Source organism: Granulibacter bethesdensis, assembly GCF_001889545.1.
GTDB lineage: Bacteria > Pseudomonadota > Alphaproteobacteria > Acetobacterales > Acetobacteraceae > Granulibacter > Granulibacter bethesdensis_B.
Genome location: NZ_CP018194.1, coordinates 623420 through 646418, shown reverse-complemented (window position 1 = coordinate 646418; position 22999 = coordinate 623420). Strand labels below are relative to the sequence as shown.

The window sequence follows — 22999 nt, the reverse complement described above, 5'->3', positions numbered from 1 at the left end:
CCGCGTGGCTGCCTCCCATACCGGCCTCATCGAAAGACTCGACAGCGATTCCGCTGGAGTCGGCAGCCTGCCAGACGCCGGTTTTCACCAGCCAAAAAGAAACGCCGGCCCTTTTCAAGACCAGCGTTCCCATTCCCTCAGAAGAAGAAGCCTTATTCAGCCGCTTCCTGACCAGAGATTCGGGGCGTTTCCTGCCCGACTCCCTTGGCCTCGTCCTGACCGGAGGCAATCCGGCGCAGGCGGTTCATCACGGAGCCTGTGCCCGCCGGGATCAGACGCCCGACAATCACGTTTTCCTTCAGACCGTTCAGAGTATCGACCTTGCCAGCGGTCGCAGCCTCGGTCAGCACGCGGGTGGTCTCCTGGAAGGAGGCCGCGCTGATGAAGCTCTGCGTCTGCAGGGACGCCTTGGTGATGCCCTGCAGAACCGGCATGGCTACCGCAGGACGCTCGCCCTCACGCTCACGCTTGCGATTCTCGGCCTCGAACTCCAGCCGGTCCACCTGCTCGCCGATCAGATACATCGTATCGCCCGGATCGAGAATCTCGACCTTCTGCAGCATCTGGCGAACAATCACCTCAATGTGCTTGTCGTTGATCTTCACACCCTGGAGTCGATAGACGTCCTGGATTTCGTTCACCAGATAATCCGACAGCGCCTCGACACCCAACACCTTCAGGATGTCATGCGGCACGCGCGGACCGTCCACCAGCGGATCGCCCAGACGCACAAAGTCGCCTTCCTGCACCGAGACGTGCTTGCCCTTCGGGATCAGATACTCGGTTTCCTCGCCGGTTTCGTCGTTCTTCACGATGATACGGCGCTTGGCCTTGTAATCCTTGCCGAATTCGACCCGACCATCGGTCTCGGCGATGACCGCGTGATCCTTGGGACGACGGGCTTCGAACAGCTCCGCCACGCGCGGCAGACCGCCTGTAATGTCACGGGTCTTGCTGCCTTCACGCGGAATACGGGCCAGCACGTCACCGGCATTCACCTCGGCGCCGTTCTCCACAGACAGAATCGAGTCAGGAGAGAGGAAGTAACGGGCATCCGTGTTGTTGGAGAGGCGCACGACATCGCCGTTCTCATCCTTCAACTGGAGTCGTGGACGCAGATCGACGCCACGCGCGTTCTGCTTGTAGTCCACCACCACCTTGGAGGTGAGGCCGGTCACTTCGTCCATCCGCTCAACCAGCGTCACGCCATCCAGCAGGTCCAGATATTCGACCTTACCGGCACGTTCCGTGATGATCGGCAGGGTGTAGGGATCCCATTCCGCCAGCTTCTGGGCGCGGGTTACCTGAGCGCCTTCATCCGTCAGCAGACGGGCACCATACGGCACGCGGTAACGCGCCCGCTCACGGCCTTTCTCATCTGCCAGCACGATTTCGCAGTTACGCGACATCACGATGGCAACGTTCTGGCTGTTGAGCACCACGTTCCGGTTCTTCACCGTCACGATGCCGTCGTGGCTGGCTTCAACGCTGGACTGCTCGGCACCACGCTGCGCGGCACCACCGATATGGAAGGTGCGCATCGTCAGCTGCGTGCCCGGTTCACCGATGGACTGGGCGGCAATCACGCCGACCGCCTCACCGATATTCACCGGCGTGCCACGGGCCAGATCGCGGCCATAGCAGTGGCCGCAGACGCCAACCGTGCTCTCGCAGGTCAGCACCGAGCGGATTTTCACCACCTCGATCCCGGCCTTCTCGATCTTCTCGGCGTGTTCTTCCTCAATCAGCGTGTTGCGCGGATACAGGAGCTTGTTGGTGGCCGGATCGAGCACATCCTCGCTGAGAGTACGACCGAGAATACGCTCGGACAGGCTGGAGACCACCTCGCCGCCATCCATTACCGCACGCACGGTCAGGCCGCGTTCAGTACCGCAATCGTTCTCAACGATAATGCAGTCCTGCGCCACGTCGACCAGACGGCGGGTCAGGTAACCGGAGTTCGCAGTCTTCAGCGCCGTATCGGCCAGACCCTTACGGGCGCCGTGGGTGGAGTTGAAATACTCCAGAACCGACAGGCCTTCCTTGAAGTTCGCGATGATCGGCTGCTCGATGATCTCACCAGACGGCTTCGCCATCAGGCCACGCATACCGGCAAGCTGACGCATCTGGGCCGGAGACCCACGCGCACCGGAATGGCTCATCATCCACACGGAATTGATGGGACGACCCAGTTCCTGCTTGGAAATCTCCTTCATCATCGCGCCTGCCACCTCATCGGTGCAGCGCGACCAGGCATCGACCACCTTGTTATAGCGTTCGCCAGCGGTGATCAGACCATCCTGATACTGCTGTTCGAACTCTTTGACCTCACCGGCGGTCTTTTCGATCATCTCCTGCTTTTCCGCCGGGATGATCAGGTCATCCTTGCCGAAGGAAATGCCGGCCTTCGCGGCCTGACCAAAACCGAGGCCCATCAGACGATCGGCGAAGATCACGCATTCCTTCTGGCCGCAATGGCGGTAGACCGCATCGATCACGTCAGAGACGTTCTTCTTGGTCAACTGCTTGTTGATCAGCGCGAAAGGCACGTTGGGGTGGCGCGGCAGAATCTGGGCGATCAGCATACGGCCCGGCGTGGTCACCACGCGCACGCGGATCGGGTTGCCCTGATCATCCACCGTGTGCAGACGCGCACGGATCTTGGTGTGCAGGGTCACGGTTCTGGCATGCAGCGCCGCCTCGATCTCGCCGAGCGTGCCGAAAGCCTGTGCCTTGTCATCCGGCGTATTGCGGAACTCCGGCGTTTCCAGCGACAGATAGTACAGACCGAGCACGATGTCCTGGCTCGGCACGATGATCGGCTTGCCGTTGGCGGGGCTGAGGATGTTGTTGGTGGACATCATCAGGACGCGCGCTTCCAGCTGAGCCTCAAGGCTCAGCGGCACGTGCACGGCCATCTGGTCGCCATCGAAGTCGGCGTTGAAAGCGGTGGTGACCAGCGGATGCAGCTGGATCGCCTTGCCTTCGATCAGCACCGGCTCGAACGCCTGAATACCCAGACGATGCAGGGTCGGCGCACGGTTGAGCATGACCGGATGCTCGCGGATCACCTCTTCGAGGATATCCCACACTTCCGGGCGCTCTTTTTCCACCATGCGCTTTGCAGCCTTGATGGTGGTGGCGTGACCATATTTTTCCAGCTTCGAGTAGATGAACGGCTTGAACAGTTCCAGCGCCATCTTCTTCGGCAGGCCGCACTGATGGAGCTTCATCTCCGGCCCCACGACGATCACCGAACGGCCGGAATAGTCGACGCGCTTGCCGAGCAGGTTCTGACGGAAGCGGCCCTGCTTGCCCTTCAGCATATCGGACAGCGACTTCAGCGGACGCTTGTTGGCACCGGTAATGGCGCGGCCGCGGCGTCCGTTATCGAACAGTGCATCCACACTTTCCTGCAACATGCGCTTTTCATTGCGGACGATGATGTCCGGCGCACGCAGTTCGATCAGGCGCTTCAGGCGGTTATTGCGGTTGATGACGCGACGATACAGGTCGTTCAGATCGGAGGTCGCAAAACGACCTCCATCCAGCGGCACCAGCGGACGCAGTTCCGGCGGAATAACCGGCACGACATCCAGAATCATCCATTCGGGCTTGGCACCGCTTTCCGCAAACGCCTCGATCAGCTTAAGACGCTTGACCAGCTTCTTGCGCTTGGTTTCGGAGGTCGTCTCTTTCAGCTCGGCGCGCAGGCGCACCTTGTCCTCGTCGATATCGATCCCTTCCAGAATCGACTTGATCGCCTCGGCCCCGATCGCAGCGCGGAAAGCGTCATCACCGAACTCATCCTGCTTGTTCAGCAACTGCTCTTCGGTCAGAAGCTGATGCAGCTTCAGATCGGTCAGGCCAGGTTCGAGAACGACGTAGTTCTCGAAATACAGAATCTTTTCCAGCTCTTTCAGCGTCAGATCGACCATCAGGCCGATACGGCTGGGCAGGCTCTTGAGGAACCAGATATGAGCAACCGGGGAGGCGAGCTCGATATGGCCCATACGCTCGCGGCGAACCTTGGCGAGCGTCACTTCAACGCCGCATTTCTCACACACGATGCCGCGGAACTTCATCCGCTTGTACTTGCCGCACAGGCATTCATAGTCCTTGATCGGACCGAAAATGCGCGCACAGAACAGCCCGTCCCGCTCCGGCTTGAAGGTGCGGTAATTGATCGTTTCGGGCTTTTTGATCTCGCCATAGGACCAGGAGCGAATCTGCTCCGGGCTGGCCATCTGAATCTTGATCTGGTCGAAGCTCAGCGACTGGCCGCCCTGACCCAGGATCTTCATCAGCTCGTTCATACGGTCACCTCATGAGAGAGGATAGACAGGGATAAATCCCCGCATCCTGGTCCGGAGAGGCGGAAGCCCCTCCGGAACATCCATTAATCAGGCAGAGCGGTTTTCAAGATCGACGTTCAGACCCAGTGACTTCAACTCCTTCATCAGAACGTTGAAGCTTTCCGGGATACCGGCCTCGAAGCTGTCCTGGTCACGCACGATCGCCTCATACACCTTGGTGCGGCCCGACACGTCATCGGACTTCACCGTCAGCATTTCCTGCAGGGTGTAGGCGGCACCGTAGGCTTCCAGCGCCCACACTTCCATTTCACCGAAGCGCTGGCCACCGAACTGCGCCTTACCACCCAGCGGCTGCTGGGTCACAAGGCTGTACGGTCCGATCGAACGGGCATGGATCTTGTCGTCGACCAGGTGGTGCAGCTTCAGCATATAGATATAACCGACTGTCACCTTACGTTCGAACGGCTCACCGGTACGACCATCGGTCAGAACCACCTGACCGGAGGTATCAAGACCGGCCCGGCTCAGCATATTTTCAATATCCGACGGACGGGCGCCATCGAAAACCGGAGTCGCAATCGGCACGCCCTTGCGCAGGTTCTCGGCCAGTTCGATCAGCTGGTCGTTGTTCATATCGGCGATCACGTCGTTATAGACGTTTTCACCGTAGATCTCCCGCAGGCGGGCCAGCAGCTCGTCCCGCTGCTGGCCATTGCGACGATAGTTCTCCACCAGCTCGCCGATCTGACGGCCGAGATTGGCGCAGGCCCAGCCCAGATGGGTCTCCAGAATCTGACCCACATTCATACGGCTCGGCACGCCCAGCGGGTTCAGCACGAGATCGACCGGGGTACCGTCCTCAAGGAACGGCATATCCTCGACCGGAACCACGCGGCTGACCACACCCTTGTTGCCATGACGGCCTGCCATCTTGTCGCCCGGCTGAAGCTTGCGCTTCACGGCCACGAAGACCTTGACCATCTTCATCACGCCCGGTGGCAATTCATCACCACGCTGGAGCTTCTCGACCTTGCCTTCGAAACGGGCCTGAATCTTGGCCACGGCAGCGTCAAATTCACGCTTCAGCAATTCGATGTCGGCCACCACCGCATCATCCTGCACGGAGATGTTGCGCCATGCGCCACGCGGATGCTCGGAAAGAACCTCATCGGTGATGATCGTGCCGGCCTTGATGCCCTTGAACCCGCCAGAAGCCGGATGGCCCAGCAGCTTCTCACGCAGACGGTTCAGGAATGCGCGCTCCTGAATGCCGCGCTCGTCATCACGGTCCTTGGCCAGACGTTCAATCTCGGCACGCTCAATCGCCATGGCGCGCTCATCCTTATCGACGCCACGACGGCTGAACACGCGCACATCCACGATGGTACCAGTCGTGCCGGGCGGCAGCTTCAGCGAGGTGTCACGCACATCGCTCGCCTTTTCACCGAAAATGGCGCGCAGCAGCTTTTCTTCCGGCGTCATCGGGCTTTCGCCCTTCGGCGTGACCTTACCGACCAGAATGTCACCCGGATTCACCTCGGCACCGATATAGACGATACCGGCTTCGTCCAGGTTCCGCAGGGCTTCTTCACCCACATTCGGAATATCGCGGGTGATTTCTTCCTGACCCAGCTTGGTGTCACGGGCCATCACCTCGAATTCCTCGATATGGATCGAGGTAAAGACGTCATCCCGCGCGATCCGCTCGCTGATCAGGATTGAGTCCTCGAAGTTGTAGCCGTTCCACGGCATGAACGCGCAGAGCACGTTACGGCCCAGCGCCAATTCACCCAGCTCCGTCGACGGACCATCAGCAATGATATCGCCGGCAATCACGTGGTCCCCGACCTTTACCAGCGGACGCTGGTTGATGCAGGTGCTCTGGTTGGAGCGCATGAACTTGCGCAGACGATAGATATCGACGCCCTGAGTGGCTCCATCCTCGCCGCTGGCACGGACCACGATGCGGGCACCGTCGATCTGATCGACCACACCGGCACGGCGAGCCACGATGGTGGCACCAGAGTCACGCGCCACGGCGGCTTCCATGCCGGTGCCGACCAGCGGCGCATCGGCGCGGATCAGCGGCACGGCCTGACGCTGCATGTTCGAGCCCATCAGCGCGCGGTTGGCGTCGTCGTTCTCAAGGAACGGGATCAGCGCCGCAGCCACGGAAACGAGCTGTTTCGGCGAAACGTCCATCGAGGTCACGTCTTCCGGCTTCACCAGACGGAAATCGCCCTGGCGACGCACAGAGATCAGTTCCTCGGTCAGCTTGCCTGCGCTGTCACGCGGGGCATCAGCCTGCGCCACGACCAGGCGGTCTTCTTCCATGGCGGAAAGATAGCGCCACTGATCACTGACCTTACCATCCTCGACCACGCGGTACGGCGTTTCGATGAAGCCGTACTTGTTGACCTTGGCATAGGTGGCCAGCGAGTTGATCAGACCGATATTCGGGCCTTCCGGCGTTTCAATCGGGCAGATACGGCCATAATGGGTCGGGTGAACGTCACGGACCTCAAAACCTGCACGCTCACGCGTCAGACCGCCCGGGCCAAGCGCGGAAAGGCGACGCTTATGCGTCACTTCAGAGAGCGGGTTGGTCTGGTCCATGAACTGGCTGAGCTGAGAGGAGCCGAAGAATTCACGCACCGCAGCGGCAGCCGGCTTCGCATTGATCAGATCATGCGGCATGACCGTGTCGATATCGACCGAGCCCATGCGCTCACGGATCGCCCGCTCCATACGCAACAGGCCAAGGCGATACTGGTTTTCCATCAGTTCACCGACGGAACGCACACGGCGGTTGCCGAGATTGTCGATATCGTCGATCGCGCCACGGCCGTCCTTCAGATCGCACAGAATCTTGACGGTGCGGAGGATGTCTTCCTTGCGCAGGGTGCGGACGGTATCCGGAGCATCCACGCCCAGACGCATGTTCATCTTCACACGACCGACCGAGGACAGGTCATACCGGTCCATATCGAAGAACAGGCCACGGAACAAGGCTTCCGCCGTTTCCGGGGTCGGCGGCTCACCGGGACGCATCACGCGATAGATGTCGATCAGCGCATCATCACGGGTGGAGTTCTTGTCGATCGCCAGAGTATTGCGAATCCACGGACCGGTGGTCTGGTCGATCGCCAAAGTCGGCAGGCTGGTGACGCCCAGCGTCTCCAGCGCAGCCAGACGGGCCTCGGTCAGTTCCTCGCCTGCTTCGGCATAGATCTCACCGGTCTGCTCGTTGACCAGATCCTCGGCCATATAACGACCCAGCAGATCAGCGCGGCCAACCAGAACAGTCTTGGCCTGCTCGGCAATCTTGCGGGCGCTGCGGGCCGTCAGCTTGGTGCCGGCCTCGGCCACAACAGCGCCGGTATCGGCGTCGATCAGGGCTTCGGCCAGCGTGATGCCGCGGAACGCTTCCGGATCGAAAGGACGGGCCCAGCCCTTCGGCGTGCTGGTGAACACAACCTGCGTATAGAAATAGGACAGGATTTCCTCGGCGGTCATGCCGTGGATTTCGGGCAGGTCCTGCGGATCAATACCGGACGCAATCGCCGCCTCGGTCCGCTGGCCTTCCAGCGCATAGAGCAGCGTGGTGACAGGCAGCTTACGACGACGGTCGATGCGGACGTAGACCAGGTCCTTGCTGTCGAATTCGAAATCAAGCCAGGAGCCACGATAGGGAATGACGCGCGCGGCGAACAGGAACTTGCCGCTTGAATGGGTCTTGCCCTTGTCGTGATCGAAGAACACGCCGGGAGAACGGTGCATCTGGCTGACGATGACGCGCTCGGTCCCATTGATGATGAAGGTGCCGTTATCGGTCATGAGCGGCATATCGCCCATGTAAACCGGCTGCTCCTTGATGTCGCGGATAGAGCGGGAACCGGTATCCTCGTCCACATCCCATACGATCAGACGGAGAATCACCTTCAGCGGAGCGGCGAAGGTCATGCCGCGCTGAATGCATTCCTCAACGTCGTATTTCGGCTCTTCCAGCTCGTAATTGACGAATTCCAGGCGGCCACGGCCCGCGAAATCGTCAATCGGAAAGACGGAACGAAAAACTTCCTGCAAGCCCGTCGGCGTCCGGTTGTCCGGATGCACGTTCATCTGGAGGAACGCTTCATAACTGGCGCGCTGCACATCAATCAGATTGGGCATCGGCACAACATCGCCAATACGGGCGAAACTTTTGCGTATGCGCTTGCGGCCGGTGAAAGATTTGCTGTCCCGCTGGGTGATCGCGTTCATGCCCTGCCCTTAGATCCCGAAATCTCACTCCGCCGGGTCCGCAGCGAAGGAGGATACCTTCGCCCGATAGTCCGGCGTCAAGCCCGGCCAATAACGTCGCCCTGAATCTTCCCATGGCCGCCCGGGAAGAGGCGTTTGCAAACAGAGCCCTATCGAACTCCGATGCGACAGAAACAGCCGGACTATCCGGCTGCAACGACCGATGGGGCGGAAATGGTATACATTTCCGCCCACACCGTATTCAACATCCAGGGCAAGCCCCGGAAACTGCCTTATTTGATCTCGACAGCGGCGCCCTGCTCTTCCAGCACCTTCTTGATCTTTTCGGCTTCGTCCTTGTTCACGCCTTCCTTCACGGTCTTCGGCGCGCCTTCGACCAGATCCTTGGCTTCCTTCAGGCCCAGGCCGGTGATGGTGCGGATTTCCTTGATGACGTTGATCTTCTTGTCGCCGGCCTTCGCCAGGACGACAGTGAACTCGGTCTGCTCTTCAGCCGGGGCAGCAGCAGCGCCAGCAGCCGGGGCAGCAGCCACGGCAACCGGAGCAGCGGCGGAGACGCCCCACTTTTCTTCCAACAGCTTGGACAGCTCAGCCGCCTCGAGGACGGTCAGGCTGGACAGCTGCTCAACCAGGTTTGACAGATCAGCCATTTGTTTATGCCTTTAGTTTAGTCGTTGTTCCGGTCCGTTCAAGCCTTTGCCTGAACAGTTGATCACTTTTCCGATGAGAATCGGGCCGATCAGGCCGCCTCTTCCTTCTTGGAATAAGCCCCGAAGACCCGTGCCAGCTGGCCAGCCGGTGCCTGGAGGACGCCAGCGATACGCGTCGCGGGGGTCGAGATGAGCCCCACGAGCTGCGCACGCAGCGTGTCCAGAGACGGCAGCTCGGCAAGCGCCTTGACGCCGGACGCATCAAGCGTCTGGCTGCCAAGAGAACCGCCGAGAATAGCCAGCTTGTCATTGGTCTTGGCGAAGTCGACGACAACCTTTGCCGCAGCGACCGGATCCTCAGACCACGCGAGCGCGGTCGGACCTTTCAGCAGCGGCTTGATGCCTTCGAACTGGGACCCTTCCAGGGCGAGGTTGGCCAGACGGTTCTTGGCGACCTTGTAATTCGCACCTGCCGCCCTGACCCGCCGACGCAACTCGGTCACCTCTGCCACCGTCAAACCCTTGTTCTGGGTGACGACAACAATCGAGGTTTCCGCGAACACGGCGGCGAGGGAGGCAACGAATTCTCGCTTCTCCGTACGCTCCAACGCACTCACTCCTGTTCAATCCGGCAGGACCACCCGGCCGGATCAGTTACCCATGCACCCCCGCATCAACGGTGATGCATTCGCCTGTCCTTTATCCGGAACCGACATCAGAGGCAGGACATAAGCCCCACCCAATGACCGACCCGTCTTCCACGCGCGGGATGCCTGCGGCATTTCCCTTTAAGTCAACCCGGACCGTGATCCGATGCGACACGTGTGGTCTTGGACAGGATAGCGGGAAGCCGAGACTTCCCTGCCCGCTCCGCCCGGCGAATGCCCGGCGGAGCGTATTCCATTCAACCGGATGATCTATCCGGTCAGACCGTCAGGGACGATACATCCAGACGCATGCCAGGCCCCATGGAGGAGCTGAGCGCGGCTTTCTGGAGATAAGTCCCCTTCGCACCGGTCGGCTTTGCCTTCTGGACGGCATCAACCAGAGCGCGAATGTTCTCGACCAGCTTGTCGGCATCGAAGCTCGCCTTGCCGATACCGGCATGGATGATACCGGCCTTTTCGGCGCGGAACTCGATCTGGCCGGACTTGGCGGCGGTCACCGCGCCCTTGACGTCCATGGTCACAGTGCCGAGCTTCGGGTTCGGCATCAGGCCACGCGGACCAAGGATTTTGCCCAGACGACCAACCAGGGCCATCATATCCGGGGTCGCAATGCAGCGATCAAACTCAATGGTGCCGTTCTGCACCAGTTCCGCCAGATCTTCAGCGCCGACCACATCGGCACCGGCCGCTTTCGCTTCCTCGGCCTTCGGGCCACGGGCGAACACGCCGACGCGCAGGGTCTTGCCCGTGCCATTCGGCAGAGACACCAGACCACGCACCATCTGGTCCGCGTGACGCGGATCAATGCCGAGGTTCAGGGAGATTTCGATCGTCTCATCGAACTTCGCACGGGCGTTGGTCTTCGCCAGCGCCACGGCCTCGGTCAACGGATAGAACTTTGTGCTGTCGACGGACGCGCGGGCCGCTTTCAGACGCTTGTTATGTGCCATCGGATCAGCCCTCCACCACGGTCAGGCCCATGGACTTGGCGGAACCCGCCAGCATCCGGACGGCACCGTCAATATCGTTCGCGTTCATGTCCTGGAATTTGGTTTCCGCGATTTCACGCAGCTGGGACATGGTCACACGGCCCACCGCAGCGCTCTTGCCAACCGTGGGCGACCCTTTCTGCACCTTCGCCGCCTTCAGCAGGAAATAGGTGTTCGGCGGGGTCTTGGTGATGAAGCTGAACGTACGGTCCGCATAGGCGGTGATCACCACCGGAACCGGCATGCCGGGCTCCATAGCCTGCGTAGCCGCATTGAATTCCTTGCAGAACTGCATGATGTTCAGGCCGCGCTGACCCAGCGCCGGACCAACCGGCGGAGAGGGATTCGCCTTGCCCGCAGGGATCTGCAGCTTGACATAGCCGACGATCTTTTTTGCCATAATCCTGGCTCCTGTTAGTCATCCAGGACCGTGGTTCGAACGACCGCCCACTCCGCACCAAAGCACGAAGAACCCGCCAGCCCTGATCAGGACCAGCGAGTGGGTGAACCGGTCTCCCACGTTCCGATTGAGCGGGCGGGTTTAGCGGATCACATCCGGCCTGTCCAGCATCATGACACGTCAGACACGCGCACCCGCCCCGCGTTCGATGGGAGGCTCCATCGATGCCTTCACCAAAACTAAAATAAACAAAAGGCAAAAATAAATTAACTTTTTTACAAATTATAAACTTTATGAAGTTAATACCTTCATTCAAAATTTCTTCCAATATGCCAGTTCACTTCCAAATGTACGATAAATATTTTGATTTTATCAAAATTATCCCACATATTACTTGAAAGTATATTTATATAAAAATTAATTACATGGATTAAGCCAGTGTCACAGCTAGTCATCAGTTCAGGCCAGACATCATCGGGCATTGTCGTTGGTCAATCCGGCAGCATTAACCAGCTCACTGTTGCAAATGGAGGTATTGCAATTGGCACAATAGTCCAGCCGAGCGTTACCATTTACACAGAATCCGGTGGCATCACCTCCAACAGCCAGATTGGAACATGGGGGGCCAGCCTGATTTTCAGTGGAGGCATTGACCACAACGCAACCGTATCCGGTTATGCAGCAGAATTTGATGTCTTTGAGGGTGGCGCAGCCAATAGAACCATCATTGATGGAGGCGCCAGAATGTATGTCGATGGCTTCTCCTTTGAGGCAAGCATCGTTTCTGGTACCGTCAATGTCAGGCAAGGCGGCAGCCTGGACGGCGCTGACTTGATTGCAGGCACCGTCAATGTTTCCAGCGGTGGAGTTGCCACCTCCACCGTCATCCATAGCGGTGCAGTTCAGCATGTTTACACGGGTGGCACAGCGGTCAGTGCAGTCATCAGTAGTGGCGGTTCCCTGGTTATTGATTCAGGGGGCACTATTGACGGCGCAACCAGCATTGTCAGCGGAAAACTGACCCTTAACAATCAGGCTGATCTGGCAAGCGGTTTTTATATTTCAGATTTTGACTCTTCGGACGTCATCGACATCAATAACCTGCAATTCTCATCAGGCAATACATCTGTCACTTATACATCCGGCAACAATCCGACTGCCACTCTAACGAATGGCACAGATCGCTTTACGCTCGCCCTCAGGACCAATCTGAGCGGCACAGAAAAACTGAAAACAATTGCGGATTCTGACGGCTCAACACTTCTCGTCATACGGGGGAATACCGTTTCTGTTGGCAATAATACGGTCTCAAGTGGATTGTTGCTGAAAAATGATGATCGCGCCGATTATCTCAACGGTATCGTCATGGCAGGCGGGACCGTCTCCTCCACACAGGTCCAAAGTGGAAGCCTGCTGACTGTCCAATATGGCGGACAAGCAATCAGCACCGTTCTGGCGCAAGGGGGTGTGCTCGATAATTACGGGACTACATCCGGCACAATCATCTCTAACGGCAGCACGGAAACCATTGAAGGCCCCGGCTTTCATTCGCCTTACAGCCCCATTGCCATCAGCGCGACTGTCCAATCAGGTGGTTCCCAGATTGTTCATGGCACTGCGTCCGGCACTCAGATTGAGAACGGAGGTAGTCAAAGCGTCATAGGGCAATCAGCGATTGCGCAAAATACCATCATCAGCAGTGGCGGCATTCTTCAGGCCGGCGGTGTTGCCATATGGTCCAGCGGAGGGGTTACCAGCGGAACACAGGTTCTGAATGGCGGAATAGAACGCATCTACGGGCCTTACAGTACATCAATCCCTGGCTCTTACGGTGCCTACGCGACAACCGTCAGCAGTGGTGGCATTCAGGAGATTCGTGGCGGAGGCACGGCTTTTAACACCACCGTTCTGGATGGCGGGGTACAGCACGTCATGTATGACTCCGCCTGGCGTGTAGGCGGCCTAGCATCCGCTACCGTGATCAGCGGCGCAGGAACGCTGATTGTTGATTCAGGAGCCAAGATAAAGGGAGGGATCAGCCTTTCTGGAACTGGGTCCAAAATCGTTCTGAACAGTACGGGCAACTATGATAATTTTCTGAGCATATATGGATTCACTCAAGGAGATAGCATTGACTTCAATAATATCTCCTATTCTTCCAACGCTCAGATTAGTTATAACTCAGGTGAGTTGATTGTTTCCGCTTCCGGCATTCAATACACCCTGCTTCTATCCCAGCCGCAGACAGATCCCGGCTGGCAATTTGTTGCTTATGCTGACCAGACAGATGGCAGCACACTGATCAAAGCTCTGAACCGTTATTATTATACAAGCTCTGGTGAAGTACTGAGCGATTTTACTCTGGGCGCTGATCTGGCCACATCTGCCACCCAGCTTTTTGCCGCACAATACAGCATAGTTCAGTCCACCTATATTTCCAGCGGTGGCATTGCCCATATCAGCAATGGAGCATCGACGAACAGTAACATTGTTCTTTCTGGTGGCAGTCAGATTATTGAATCCGGAGCGTATGCAATATCGTCCCTGGTTTCTGCCGGCGGTACGCAGAGTGTTGCCGGAATCGCATCCAATACACAGCTCTATGGAACAGAAACGGTTCTCGGCTCTTCATTGGACGCTGCTGTTTTCAATGGTGGTGTGCAGATCGTTTCTAACGGTGGCTCCGTCGCAAACATCACGGTTCAAAGTGGTGGCTTACAAACAATATCAGAAGGAGGAACCGCTACCAGCGTTTCCATCATGGATGGAGGCAGTCAGACTGTTCTTTCCGGTGGCTCATCATTCTTCACAACGATAAGCGAGGGAGGCCATCTGATTATTTCCTCAGGTGGACTGGCTTCAACCACGACAATATCAGGCAGCGGAACCATCGAAGTCGCCAGCGGCGGTCTGTTAAGCGATATGGTTACCATGGCAGGTTCAGGCAGCCTGCTGAAAATAGATGCACCTTCCTCTCTCGCCGCCAATCCGCTCATTAACGGGTTTGATGAAGGGGACAGGCTCGACCTTGGCTCAATCAATGCGACTGCGGCCGGAACAGTCGTTTCTATCGATTCCACATCGGCCAACAGCAATAACATCAGTTATCTTTCCGTCTCCAGTGGTCAGGATACGTACCGGCTGCGCCTGTCCGGTGATTATACAGGCTGGGGCGTATCATCATCATCTGATGCCCAGGATCAGTCTCTTTTACTGACTGCTCATCGTCTTGGAATTATCGTGACTTCCGCCGCTGACAGCCTCTCTATCGGTGGGAGCAACCCACAGAATTATATGTGGGTTATGGGGCAGAGCTGGAGCGGCAACACACAGTACACAGGCTTTGCAACCAGCAGCACTGTTGGAGCCAATGGCGTCCAACTTGTTCTTGGTTATACCGGCCAGACAGATATTTCCAGCGGGGGAACGCAACGTGTTTCCGCAGGCGGAAGAGCGATTGCCTCCATTATTCATAGTGGTGGTCTGCAATATGTCTATCAGGGTGGCGTTGCATCGAATTCAGTCATCGATGGAGCCGGCACGCTGACCATCCAGAATGGCGGCACCCTTTCTGGAACCCTGACCATGAGCGGAACAGGGGCTAGACTTGAGATTGCATCCCCCACAGCTCTGGCATCAGGCGCGCAGATCAATGGCTTCAGCAATGGCGACATCATTGATCTGAATTCACTTCGATACATCCAGGGCAGCAGAACAGTTTCTTATGATAATACCAGCCATTTGCTGACCATTTCCGGATCAGGGCAAACTTATCAACTCAAATTACAGGGTGATTACAGCGGCTGGGCCTTCAGCCAGACACAGGATAGCGGAGATGGGAGCACCCTGATCACCGGCCGCCAGGAAAGTATCATTGTATCGTCAGGGATCACCTCCAGCAGCGTGTTGCTTGATACCAGTACGGTTTCCTCAATGCTCGTCATGAACGGAGGGATCGCAAGCGGGACCACGGTCAATAGCGGAGGTATGCAGATAGTCTCCTCCGGTGGTACAGCGGCCAATACGATCGTTTCCGGCACCGGAACCCTGATCGTTTCTTCAGGCGGCCATCTGTCCGGGACGATCGATCTGGAGGGTACAGGCGGCCTGCTTCAAATCAATGATCCGGCAGCCAGTCAGAATGCAATCATCCAGGGCTTTTCCAATGGTGATTACATTGACCTCAACACCCTTTCTTATACCAGCGCCGTATCAGCAACGATTGATAGTGCAACAGATCGTTTGACTGTCACCGATGGCACAACATCATATACTCTTCAGCTGACAGGCAATTATGCTGCCAAACGGGTTGCCGTGATCCAGGATTCCGACGGCTCTTCCAAACTTGCTATCGAAGATTCACTGACGCCAACAATCACAGGCTTTAACTCCAGCCAGTCCGGGACAGATCAGGTTCCGCTGTCCATTCTGTCGGGTGTAACCGTCTCCCAGCAGAGTGGAGAAGGTATAACAGCAACGGTCACCATCACCGGCGCCAGTGGCACATTCACCGACCCGAGCCTTTATGGAACTGTCAGCGCTGACGGGAAAACTTTCACGATTTCCGGCAGCCCGACCCATGTCACCAACGTTCTGAATACGCTTACATTCACACAGACCGCGGGGCAGGCTGCCACCGGGCAGGTTACAACTTCAACCATTAACCTTGAAGTGGCGAATAACGCGGGCACAACATCCCGCAGCGGAATCGTAGCCCTGAGATCTGCGTTGCTCCCATTTGCAGATCAGACTTTCAGCGCAATCGATCCCAATACCATTATCACGGCCACAGCAACACTGGGAGCCGATGCCGAAGGAGCCTACAGCCATCTGAGCAACGGGACGCTGAGTGCTGATGGAAAAACCTATACTGTTACCGGCACCGTCAACCAGGTCTCGACAGCCCTGCAACAGCTTGCCTTCTCACCTTTCCATCCTGAAAGCGTTTCGCTTTCTCCCCAGGTTCAGACATCTGCTTCCGGGCCTATTACAATTCAGAACAACTCATCCACTCCCCGCATACTGGTAGGGGGCTCATCCCGTGATCTCATTATGGGAGGCAGTGGCGCGGATACGCTGGTCAGTGGACAAAATGGCGGTACACTGACTGCGAACGGGCGCGGGTCGCAGCTTGTTGGCGGAGACGGAAGCACAAATTTTGTCGATAATGCTGGCAATGCTACTATTTACGGTGGCCAGGGCCACGATACGATTGAAGCCCTTGGAGCAGGCAGCAAAATCCTGACCGGTCAGGCGGGCAGCCGAGTACAGCTTGTCGGTGATAACAATCTGACCTGGAGCCAGGGCGCGGATACAATTTACGCGGCCGGTGCTGCCAATACCGTCGTTGGCAGCAATGCCGGTGTCTATATGACGACCGGAAACTCCACGACTTTCATCAATGGAACAGGTGCCAGCACTGTTGTTGGCAGCATCACGGACACAGGTTCACCCACACTGTTCGGCGGAGCCGGTGATCTGACATATTATGCCGGCAATGCCCGTGGTCTGGTTATTCTGGACTCTGGCAATGCAACTGTTGCCACCGGAAGTGCCAACACGACCGTCTTTAACGGCAGCGGGCACGTGCTTTATTTTGGCAATACAGGTTATCCTGATACGTCCGACACTATCGAAGGTGGCACGGGCAACATAACCGTATGGGCCGGCCAGAATGGATATTTCAAGGGAGGCACCGCAGGTGCCAATCTTATCCAGGCCGCCAATAATTCAACCGTGACTGGCGGCGGCAACGGAGACGTTCTGAAATCACAGGGCCAAAACAATATCCTGATTGCCGGCAGTGGTCAGGAAACACTGGACGGGTCTCAGGCTTCAGGAACAATCATGTATGCCGGAACAGGCGATAACACGCTGATTGGTAATGCAAGTCAGGCAAATGCAGGTGCCGATCTGTTTGTTCTCAATGCAGGACAGGCAGGTGCCCATTATACAATCCAGAACTTCCATACATGGGAAGATCGCATTGTACTGAACGGTTATACCTCAGCAGATATTGATGCTGCCTTTACCAGCGCCATCAATACATCCGCAGGCAAGGTATTTACCCTGTCCGATCAAAGCACAATCACGCTTCTGGACGTGACAGCCATTGAAAGAAGCGCCTTCGGCTGACGCTTTTTGATTCTGTCTCTATCAACCCTCAACAAAAGCGGCCTGATTTTCAGTCAGGCCGCTTTTTGTTTTTCTACTACATCCCGCCGGGATAATTCGGACCGCCGCCGCCCTCCGGCACAATCCAGTCAATATTTTGGTCAGGATCCTTGATGTCGCAGGTTTTGCAGTGCACGCAATTCTGCGCATTGATCCGCAGAGCTGCCTCCCCCTCCTCCGCCTGTTCCACCTCATAGACACCGGCAGGGCAGTATCTGCTTTCCGGCGCACGAAACACATCCCAGTTGACGGACTTCCAAAGCCCCGGATCACGTAACCTCAGATGAACCGGCTGCTGTTCCTCATGATTGGTGCCACTCAGATAAACCGAGGACAGGCGGTCGAATGTCAGTACGCCATCGGGTTTCGGATAGTCGATCTTTTGCACCTGCTCCGCCGGGCGCAATGTCTTATGATCAGGGTGCTGATGATGCAGCGTCCATGGTGCTCGCCCCTTGAAAAGCACCGTATCCACCGCCGAATACAGAAAACCTCCAATATTCCCGAACCGCGAGAAACTGGGGCGGATATTCCGGGACGCGGACAGTTCCTCCCACACCCAGCTTTCCCTGATCTTGTCAGTGTAGCTGACCGGCTCTGCCGCACGGTCAGCAATGAATGCATCGGCAATCGCCTCCGCTGCCAGCACACCTGATTTCATCGCCGTATGCGTACCCTTGATCTTGGGCACGTTCAGAAAACCTGCGGCATCCCCGACCAGCAATCCACCCGGAAAAGTCAGCTTCGGAATGGATTGCAGGCCGCCCTCGCTGAGGGCCCGCGCACCATAGGCGATACGACGCCCCCCTTCGAAATGCGTGCGCATTTTGGGATGGGCTTTCAGCCGCTGCATCTCATCAAACGGGGAAAGCCAAGGATTGGCGTAATCCAGACCGACGACAAAACCGTAGGAGACCAGATTATCGCCGAAATGATACAGGAATGAGCCGCCATAAGTAGCGCTGTCCATCGGCCAGCCCATCGTATGTACGACCAGCCCGGGACGATGGTTTTCTTTCGGGATTTCCCATAGCTCCTTGATGCCGATCCCATAGGTCTGCGGATCCACGCCCTCACGCAGGTTGAAACGCTGCATCAGCTTCTTGCTGAGCGACCCACGGCAGCCTTCCGCGAAAATCGTGTAGGTGGCGCGCAGTTCCATCCCCGGCTGGAAATTCGGGCCAGGCTGACCATCACGCCCCAGGCCCATATCACCCGTTATTACACCGGCAATGCGGCCTTCTTCCTCAATCAGCCCAGCCGCTGCGAAGCCTGGGTAAATCTCCACTCCCAGTGCCTCGGCCTGCTCTCCGAGCCAGCGCACAAAATTACCCAGACTGACGATGTAGTTTCCTTCATTATGCATCTGAGGCGGGGTGGGCAGTCGAAATCCCCCCGTTTCGGTCAGATACATCATCCGGTCTTCCGAGGCTGGCGTGTGCAATGGCGCCCCTTTTTCACGCCATTCCGGGATGAGTTCCTCCAGCGCCCGCGGTTCAATCACCGCGCCGGACAGGATATGTGCCCCGACCTCGCTGCCCTTTTCCACCACGCATACGGTGAGATCAGAGGAAAGCTGCTTCAGCCGGATCGCCGCTGAAAGGCCCGCAGGCCCGGCACCGACAATCACCACGTCGAAATCCATCGACTCCCGCTCGATTCCTTCCAGCATATCAGGATCGGAGCAAAGGGCTTCGTTGTGTTGGCTCATGCTATTCTCTCCGCCCGCGCCACCGCGGCAATGGCCCGAACGCACCGGGCAAGAGGCGCGTTCTAACGAAAAAAACCGGAGATACCAGTGCCTCCTGCTCCCAAGCGGAGCAATAGAATTCACGGATGCCCTTCATAAAACCATTCCATAAAATACTATTTTAAATAGTTATTAATATTGACACACGCATGGTATGTGATATTTGATAAAAAATCACATCTGTTTGCACATCAGAAAACAGGCAGCCGGGAAACAGGCGGGAGGCTTCATGTCTGAGTCCATTTTCACAAGACCAGCCAGATCGGTGTCCTTATTTCCGTCCTGGTCCAGCCTGAGGGGCACGCTGAGCCGACGACTTCAGGGGGGACGACGGTATGTTTCTCTTGTCCTGCTGTTAGCCATCTGGCAGGCAGGATCGAGTTTCGGACTGATCTCCACCCGCACAATTGCCGCTCCATTCACCATTCTGGCAACTTTCCGGGATCTGCTGCTTAATGGCGAGCTGATCGGCCATATGTCAGTCTCCCTGCTGCGCGTCAGTGCCGGACTGGTGATCGGGATCGGTGCCGGCACAGTGCTGGCTCTGGTGGCCGGTCTGACCCGCCTGGGGGAAGAAATCGTCGATGCCCCGATGCAGATGGTACGGGTTCTGCCGCATCTGGCACTGGTTCCGCTGTTCATCCTCTGGTTCGGCATCGGGGAAACGCCAAAAGTGCTGCTGGTCGCGCTGGGGGCGGTGTTTCCGGTCTACCTGAACCTGTTCGCCGGCATCCGCAGTGTGGATCGTAAGTTACTGGAAGCCGGACGCACGCTGGGCCTCAGCCGTCGTGAAACCATCACTGCTATTGTCCTGCCCGGCGCACTTCCTCATTTTCTGACCGGCCTGCGCTATGCCGTGGGCATTGGCTGGCTGAGTCTGGTGGTGGCCGAGCAGGTCAATGCCGATAGCGGGATAGGCTTCATGATGATTGACGCCCGCGAATTCCTGCGTACCGACATCATTGTCGTAGGGCTGCTGGTTTATGCGCTGCTGGGGCTGATTGCTGATCAGGGTGTACGATGGATTGAAGCCCGCGCCCTGCGCTGGCGTCCAGTAGGGCTTGGAGCATAAGCCATGACACAGACACCTGTCGTTTCCTTGCAGCATGTGCACCAGCAATTCGGCACCACAACCATCCTGTCCGGCCTCAATCTCGATATTGCACCAGGAGAATTCGTGGCCCTGCTGGGCCGCAGCGGCTCTGGCAAGACGACTTTGCTGCGCCTGCTCTCCGGGCTGGATACACCATCGCAAGGACATTTACGGCTGCCGGAACGCAGGGCGGTCGTGTTTCAGGAACCCAGGCTGCTGCCCTGGAAGACTGTGTGGCGCAATGTCGTGCTCGGTGTGAAGGACCGGCCCACCCGCGACCATGCCATTGAGGCCCTGCGCGAAGTTGAACTCACGCACCGGGCTGACGCATGGCCACTGACCCTGTCCGGCGGAGAGGCCCAACGGGCTGGGCTGGCGCGTGCGCTGGTCCGCTCACCGGAGCTCCTGCTGCTTGATGAGCCTTTCGCCGCGCTTGATGCCCTGACCAGATTGCGGATGCAGAGTCTGGTGGCGAGGCTGTGGGAGATTCACCGTACGGCGGTGCTGCTGGTGACACATGATGTCGATGAGGCGCTGCTGCTCGCTGACCGTGTTGTGGTGCTGGAGCACGGGCGGATTGCGGCCGAACGAACGATCTCAATTCCCCGCCCCCGCCGCGCCGGCGATGCGGCATTTTCAAGCCTGAGAACAGAACTGCTGGGACTGCTGGGGGTCAGCGAAGCTCTGACGGCAGCGTGAGTTGCCATCATGCTCTGAGTGCTTTCATGATCGTCCGCCACAACAGAAAGAGGCAGGACAATCATGCCCGACGACAGTCACGGTGAGGCCAATGCCAACCCCCTTCACGGTATGGCACAGGAGGGAAAAGCCCCTTACACGCTGGCAATCGATATTGGCGGGACAGGGCTGAAAGCCTCGGTGCTGGATCGCGACGGCCAGATGGTGGTACCGCGTGTCTGGGTCAAGACACCCTATCCCTGCCCGCCCGACATCATGCTGGAAACACTGGAAAAGCTGGTGCAGCCTTTGCCCGCTTACCAGCGTATTTCCATCGGATTTCCCGGCATGGTACGGGGCGGCAAGGTTCTGACCGCCCCTCATTTCGACACCCGGCAATGGCAGCATTTTCCACTGGCGGAGAAACTGGGGTCAGCCCTGCACGCCCCGGCAAGGCTTGCCAACGATGCCGATATTCAAGGGCTGGGCGCTATTCAGGGACATGGGCTGGAAATGGTGCTGACCCTCGGCACCGGCGCAGGGACCGCCCTGTTCAGCGATGGCAGACTCACACCGCATCTGGAACTGGCTCATCATCCGGTGCACCGGAAGAAAACCTACAATGATTACGTCGGTCGCGAAGCACTGGAAAAATCAGGCAAGAAGCGCTGGAACCGGCATGTACAAAAAGTGATCGATATTCTCTACGATCTTGTCTGCTACGACACGCTCTATATCGGCGGCGGCAACGCAAAAGAAATCACTTTGGATTTGCCGGACAATGTTCATATCGTTTCAAACGATGCAGGCATTACCGGCGGCATTGCCCTGTGGCGGAACGAGCATTTCGGCGTTTAATCCTTCATCCGACCTTCGGCGCAGATCATGAGGATCTGCGCCGTGTGCAGCCAGATATAAGAATCAGGCAACCCGCGCGAGGGGGGCTCCCTGCGCCGCCAGTTCGTACAGGCGCACATAATCACGCGCCATGCGGGCGGCGGTAAAACGCTCATCGAAGCAGGCGCGTACAGCACCACGATCCATGCTTTCCACCTGACGCACGGCGGCAACGGCTTCATCCATGCTGTGGATGATCATACCGCTTTTCCCGTGCTCCATGACTTCCGGCACCGAGCCATTGCGCCACGCTATGACCGGCGTGCCGCAGGCCATGGCCTCGATCATCACCAGACCAAAAGGCTCCGGCCAGTCGATCGGGAACAGCAGCGCGGTGGCATTACCGAGGAACTCGGCTTTCTGCTGCTCATTGATCTCGCCGATATATTCGACCAGCGGATTGGCATCGACCATCGGCTTGATGACCGTATCCCAATAATGCTGATCGGCCTTGTCGACCTTGGCTGCGATCTTCAGCCGCACTCCGGCACGTATGGCGATCTCAATGGCCCGATCCGGGCCTTTTTCCGGAGAGATACGACCAAGGAAAGCAAAATATCCCCCTTTCGGATTGGCAGAGAAAGGCAGCAGATCGGCAGGAAGACCATGCAGGACCGTTCCCGCCCAGTTGACTGGCGGCATCGGCTCCCGCTGGTTATCGGAGATGGAGACGACCGGGATTTCATTGAACATGCGATAGAAGCCGGGCAGATCCTTCAGATCCAGCCGCCCATGCAGCGTGGTCAGGGTCCGGCTGGAAAAGGGACGCACCACCGGAAAATGGATCAGATCGGTATGGAAATGCAGCACGTCGAACTCGTGCGCCATCTGTCGCACCTGCTCCAGCTGCATCGTATGCCAGGGCAGATCGAGCTTGACCTCCGGGTTCAGTCTCAGCGCAACCTCACAGGGGGAAACAAGGCGGGCTTTGGTGATCGAATCACCGCTGGCGAACAGCGTGACTTCGTGGCCCTGCGCCACCAGTTCCTCCGTCAGGAAGGAAACGATCCTTTCCGTACCCCCGTACAGCCTGGGGGGAACGCGCTCATACAAAGGTGAAATCTGCGCGATCTTCATGGACGATTATGATCCCTGGCTCTGTCTGGCACACTGACGGAATA

General features: G+C 57.6%; 12 protein-coding genes. 4 read left to right on the top strand and 8 right to left on the bottom strand.

Translation table 11 applies throughout. From position 1 onward, the window contains the following. Positions 1-152: 152 nt before the first annotated feature. From rpoC to rplK, 6 genes are all read right to left on the bottom strand, one after another. Entirely contained in the window at positions 153-4316 is a 4164-nt protein-coding gene (gene rpoC / locus GbCGDNIH8_RS02830; protein WP_072572030.1) for a DNA-directed RNA polymerase subunit beta', read from the bottom strand. 87 nt (positions 4317-4403) lie between these two features. Then, the gene (gene rpoB, locus GbCGDNIH8_RS02825) at positions 4404-8579 is read right to left on the bottom strand and encodes a DNA-directed RNA polymerase subunit beta (RefSeq protein WP_072572029.1); all 4176 of its coding nucleotides are present in this window, start codon (positions 8577-8579) and stop codon (positions 4404-4406) included. Positions 8580-8851: 272 nt separating this feature from the next. Continuing rightward, positions 8852-9229 (bottom strand): 50S ribosomal protein L7/L12, encoded by a 378-nt coding sequence (rplL, locus tag GbCGDNIH8_RS02820; protein ID WP_072572028.1) that lies wholly within the window; start codon positions 9227-9229, stop codon positions 8852-8854. 89 nt (positions 9230-9318) lie between these two features. Continuing rightward, positions 9319-9837 (bottom strand): 50S ribosomal protein L10, encoded by a 519-nt coding sequence (gene rplJ / locus GbCGDNIH8_RS02815; RefSeq protein ID WP_072572027.1) that lies wholly within the window; start codon positions 9835-9837, stop codon positions 9319-9321. A 317-nt stretch (positions 9838-10154) separates the two neighbouring features. Continuing rightward, the gene (rplA, locus tag GbCGDNIH8_RS02810) at positions 10155-10847 is read right to left on the bottom strand and encodes a 50S ribosomal protein L1 (RefSeq protein WP_072572026.1); all 693 of its coding nucleotides are present in this window, start codon (positions 10845-10847) and stop codon (positions 10155-10157) included. Between the two features lie 4 nt (positions 10848-10851). After that, positions 10852-11286: a 50S ribosomal protein L11 gene (gene rplK / locus GbCGDNIH8_RS02805; RefSeq protein WP_011631251.1), complete on the bottom strand. Its 435-nt coding sequence runs from the start codon at positions 11284-11286 to the stop codon at positions 10852-10854. A gap of 438 nt (positions 11287-11724) precedes the next feature. On the opposite strand from rplK, the gene GbCGDNIH8_RS02800 reads away from it, so the two are divergent. Next, on the top strand, positions 11725-17421 hold the full coding sequence (locus GbCGDNIH8_RS02800; RefSeq protein WP_072572025.1) for an AIDA repeat-containing protein: 5697 nt from the start codon (positions 11725-11727) through the stop codon (positions 17419-17421). A 76-nt stretch (positions 17422-17497) separates the two neighbouring features. Here the strand turns inward: GbCGDNIH8_RS02800 and GbCGDNIH8_RS02795 are convergent, their stop codons facing one another. Further along, entirely contained in the window at positions 17498-19171 is a 1674-nt protein-coding gene (locus GbCGDNIH8_RS02795) for an electron transfer flavoprotein-ubiquinone oxidoreductase (RefSeq protein WP_072572024.1), read from the bottom strand. A 268-nt stretch (positions 19172-19439) separates the two neighbouring features. On the opposite strand from GbCGDNIH8_RS02795, the gene GbCGDNIH8_RS02790 reads away from it, so the two are divergent. The 3 genes from GbCGDNIH8_RS02790 (at position 19440) to GbCGDNIH8_RS02780 (ending at position 21839) form a co-directional block, all read left to right on the top strand. Next, complete coding sequence (locus GbCGDNIH8_RS02790; RefSeq protein WP_072572023.1) at positions 19440-20282, top strand: ABC transporter permease; 843 nt, start codon at positions 19440-19442, stop codon at positions 20280-20282. 3 nt (positions 20283-20285) lie between these two features. Continuing rightward, positions 20286-21002, top strand: coding sequence for an ABC transporter ATP-binding protein (locus tag GbCGDNIH8_RS02785; RefSeq protein ID WP_072572022.1), 717 nt, complete (start codon positions 20286-20288; stop codon positions 21000-21002). 63 nt (positions 21003-21065) lie between these two features. Then, complete coding sequence (locus GbCGDNIH8_RS02780) at positions 21066-21839, top strand: ROK family protein (protein WP_216634478.1); 774 nt, start codon at positions 21066-21068, stop codon at positions 21837-21839. Between the two features lie 63 nt (positions 21840-21902). On the opposite strand, the gene GbCGDNIH8_RS02775 is transcribed toward GbCGDNIH8_RS02780, so the two are convergent. Then, complete coding sequence (locus tag GbCGDNIH8_RS02775; RefSeq protein ID WP_072572021.1) at positions 21903-22955, bottom strand: glycosyltransferase family 4 protein; 1053 nt, start codon at positions 22953-22955, stop codon at positions 21903-21905. Between the last annotated feature and the right edge of the window lie 44 nt (positions 22956-22999).

Bases quoted from the DNA above. Each gene is read 5' to 3' on its own strand.
- rplA (WP_072572026.1), bottom strand. From the start codon at position 10,847: ATGGCACATAACAAGCGTCTGAAAGCGGCCCGCGCGTCCGTCGACAGC.
- GbCGDNIH8_RS02785 (WP_072572022.1), top strand. From the start codon at position 20,286: ATGACACAGACACCTGTCGTTTCCTTGCAGCATGTGCACCAGCAATTC.
- rplL (WP_072572028.1), bottom strand. From the start codon at position 9,229: ATGGCTGATCTGTCAAACCTGGTTGAGCAGCTGTCCAGCCTGACCGTC.
- rplK (WP_011631251.1), bottom strand. From the start codon at position 11,286: ATGGCAAAAAAGATCGTCGGCTATGTCAAGCTGCAGATCCCTGCGGGC.
- GbCGDNIH8_RS02790 (WP_072572023.1), top strand. From the start codon at position 19,440: ATGTCTGAGTCCATTTTCACAAGACCAGCCAGATCGGTGTCCTTATTT.
- GbCGDNIH8_RS02775 (WP_072572021.1), bottom strand. From the start codon at position 22,955: ATGAAGATCGCGCAGATTTCACCTTTGTATGAGCGCGTTCCCCCCAGG.
- GbCGDNIH8_RS02795 (WP_072572024.1), bottom strand. From the start codon at position 19,171: ATGAGCCAACACAACGAAGCCCTTTGCTCCGATCCTGATATGCTGGAA.
- rpoC (WP_072572030.1), bottom strand. From the start codon at position 4,316: ATGAACGAGCTGATGAAGATCCTGGGTCAGGGCGGCCAGTCGCTGAGC.
- rpoB (WP_072572029.1), bottom strand. From the start codon at position 8,579: ATGAACGCGATCACCCAGCGGGACAGCAAATCTTTCACCGGCCGCAAG.
- GbCGDNIH8_RS02780 (WP_216634478.1), top strand. From the start codon at position 21,066: ATGCCCGACGACAGTCACGGTGAGGCCAATGCCAACCCCCTTCACGGT.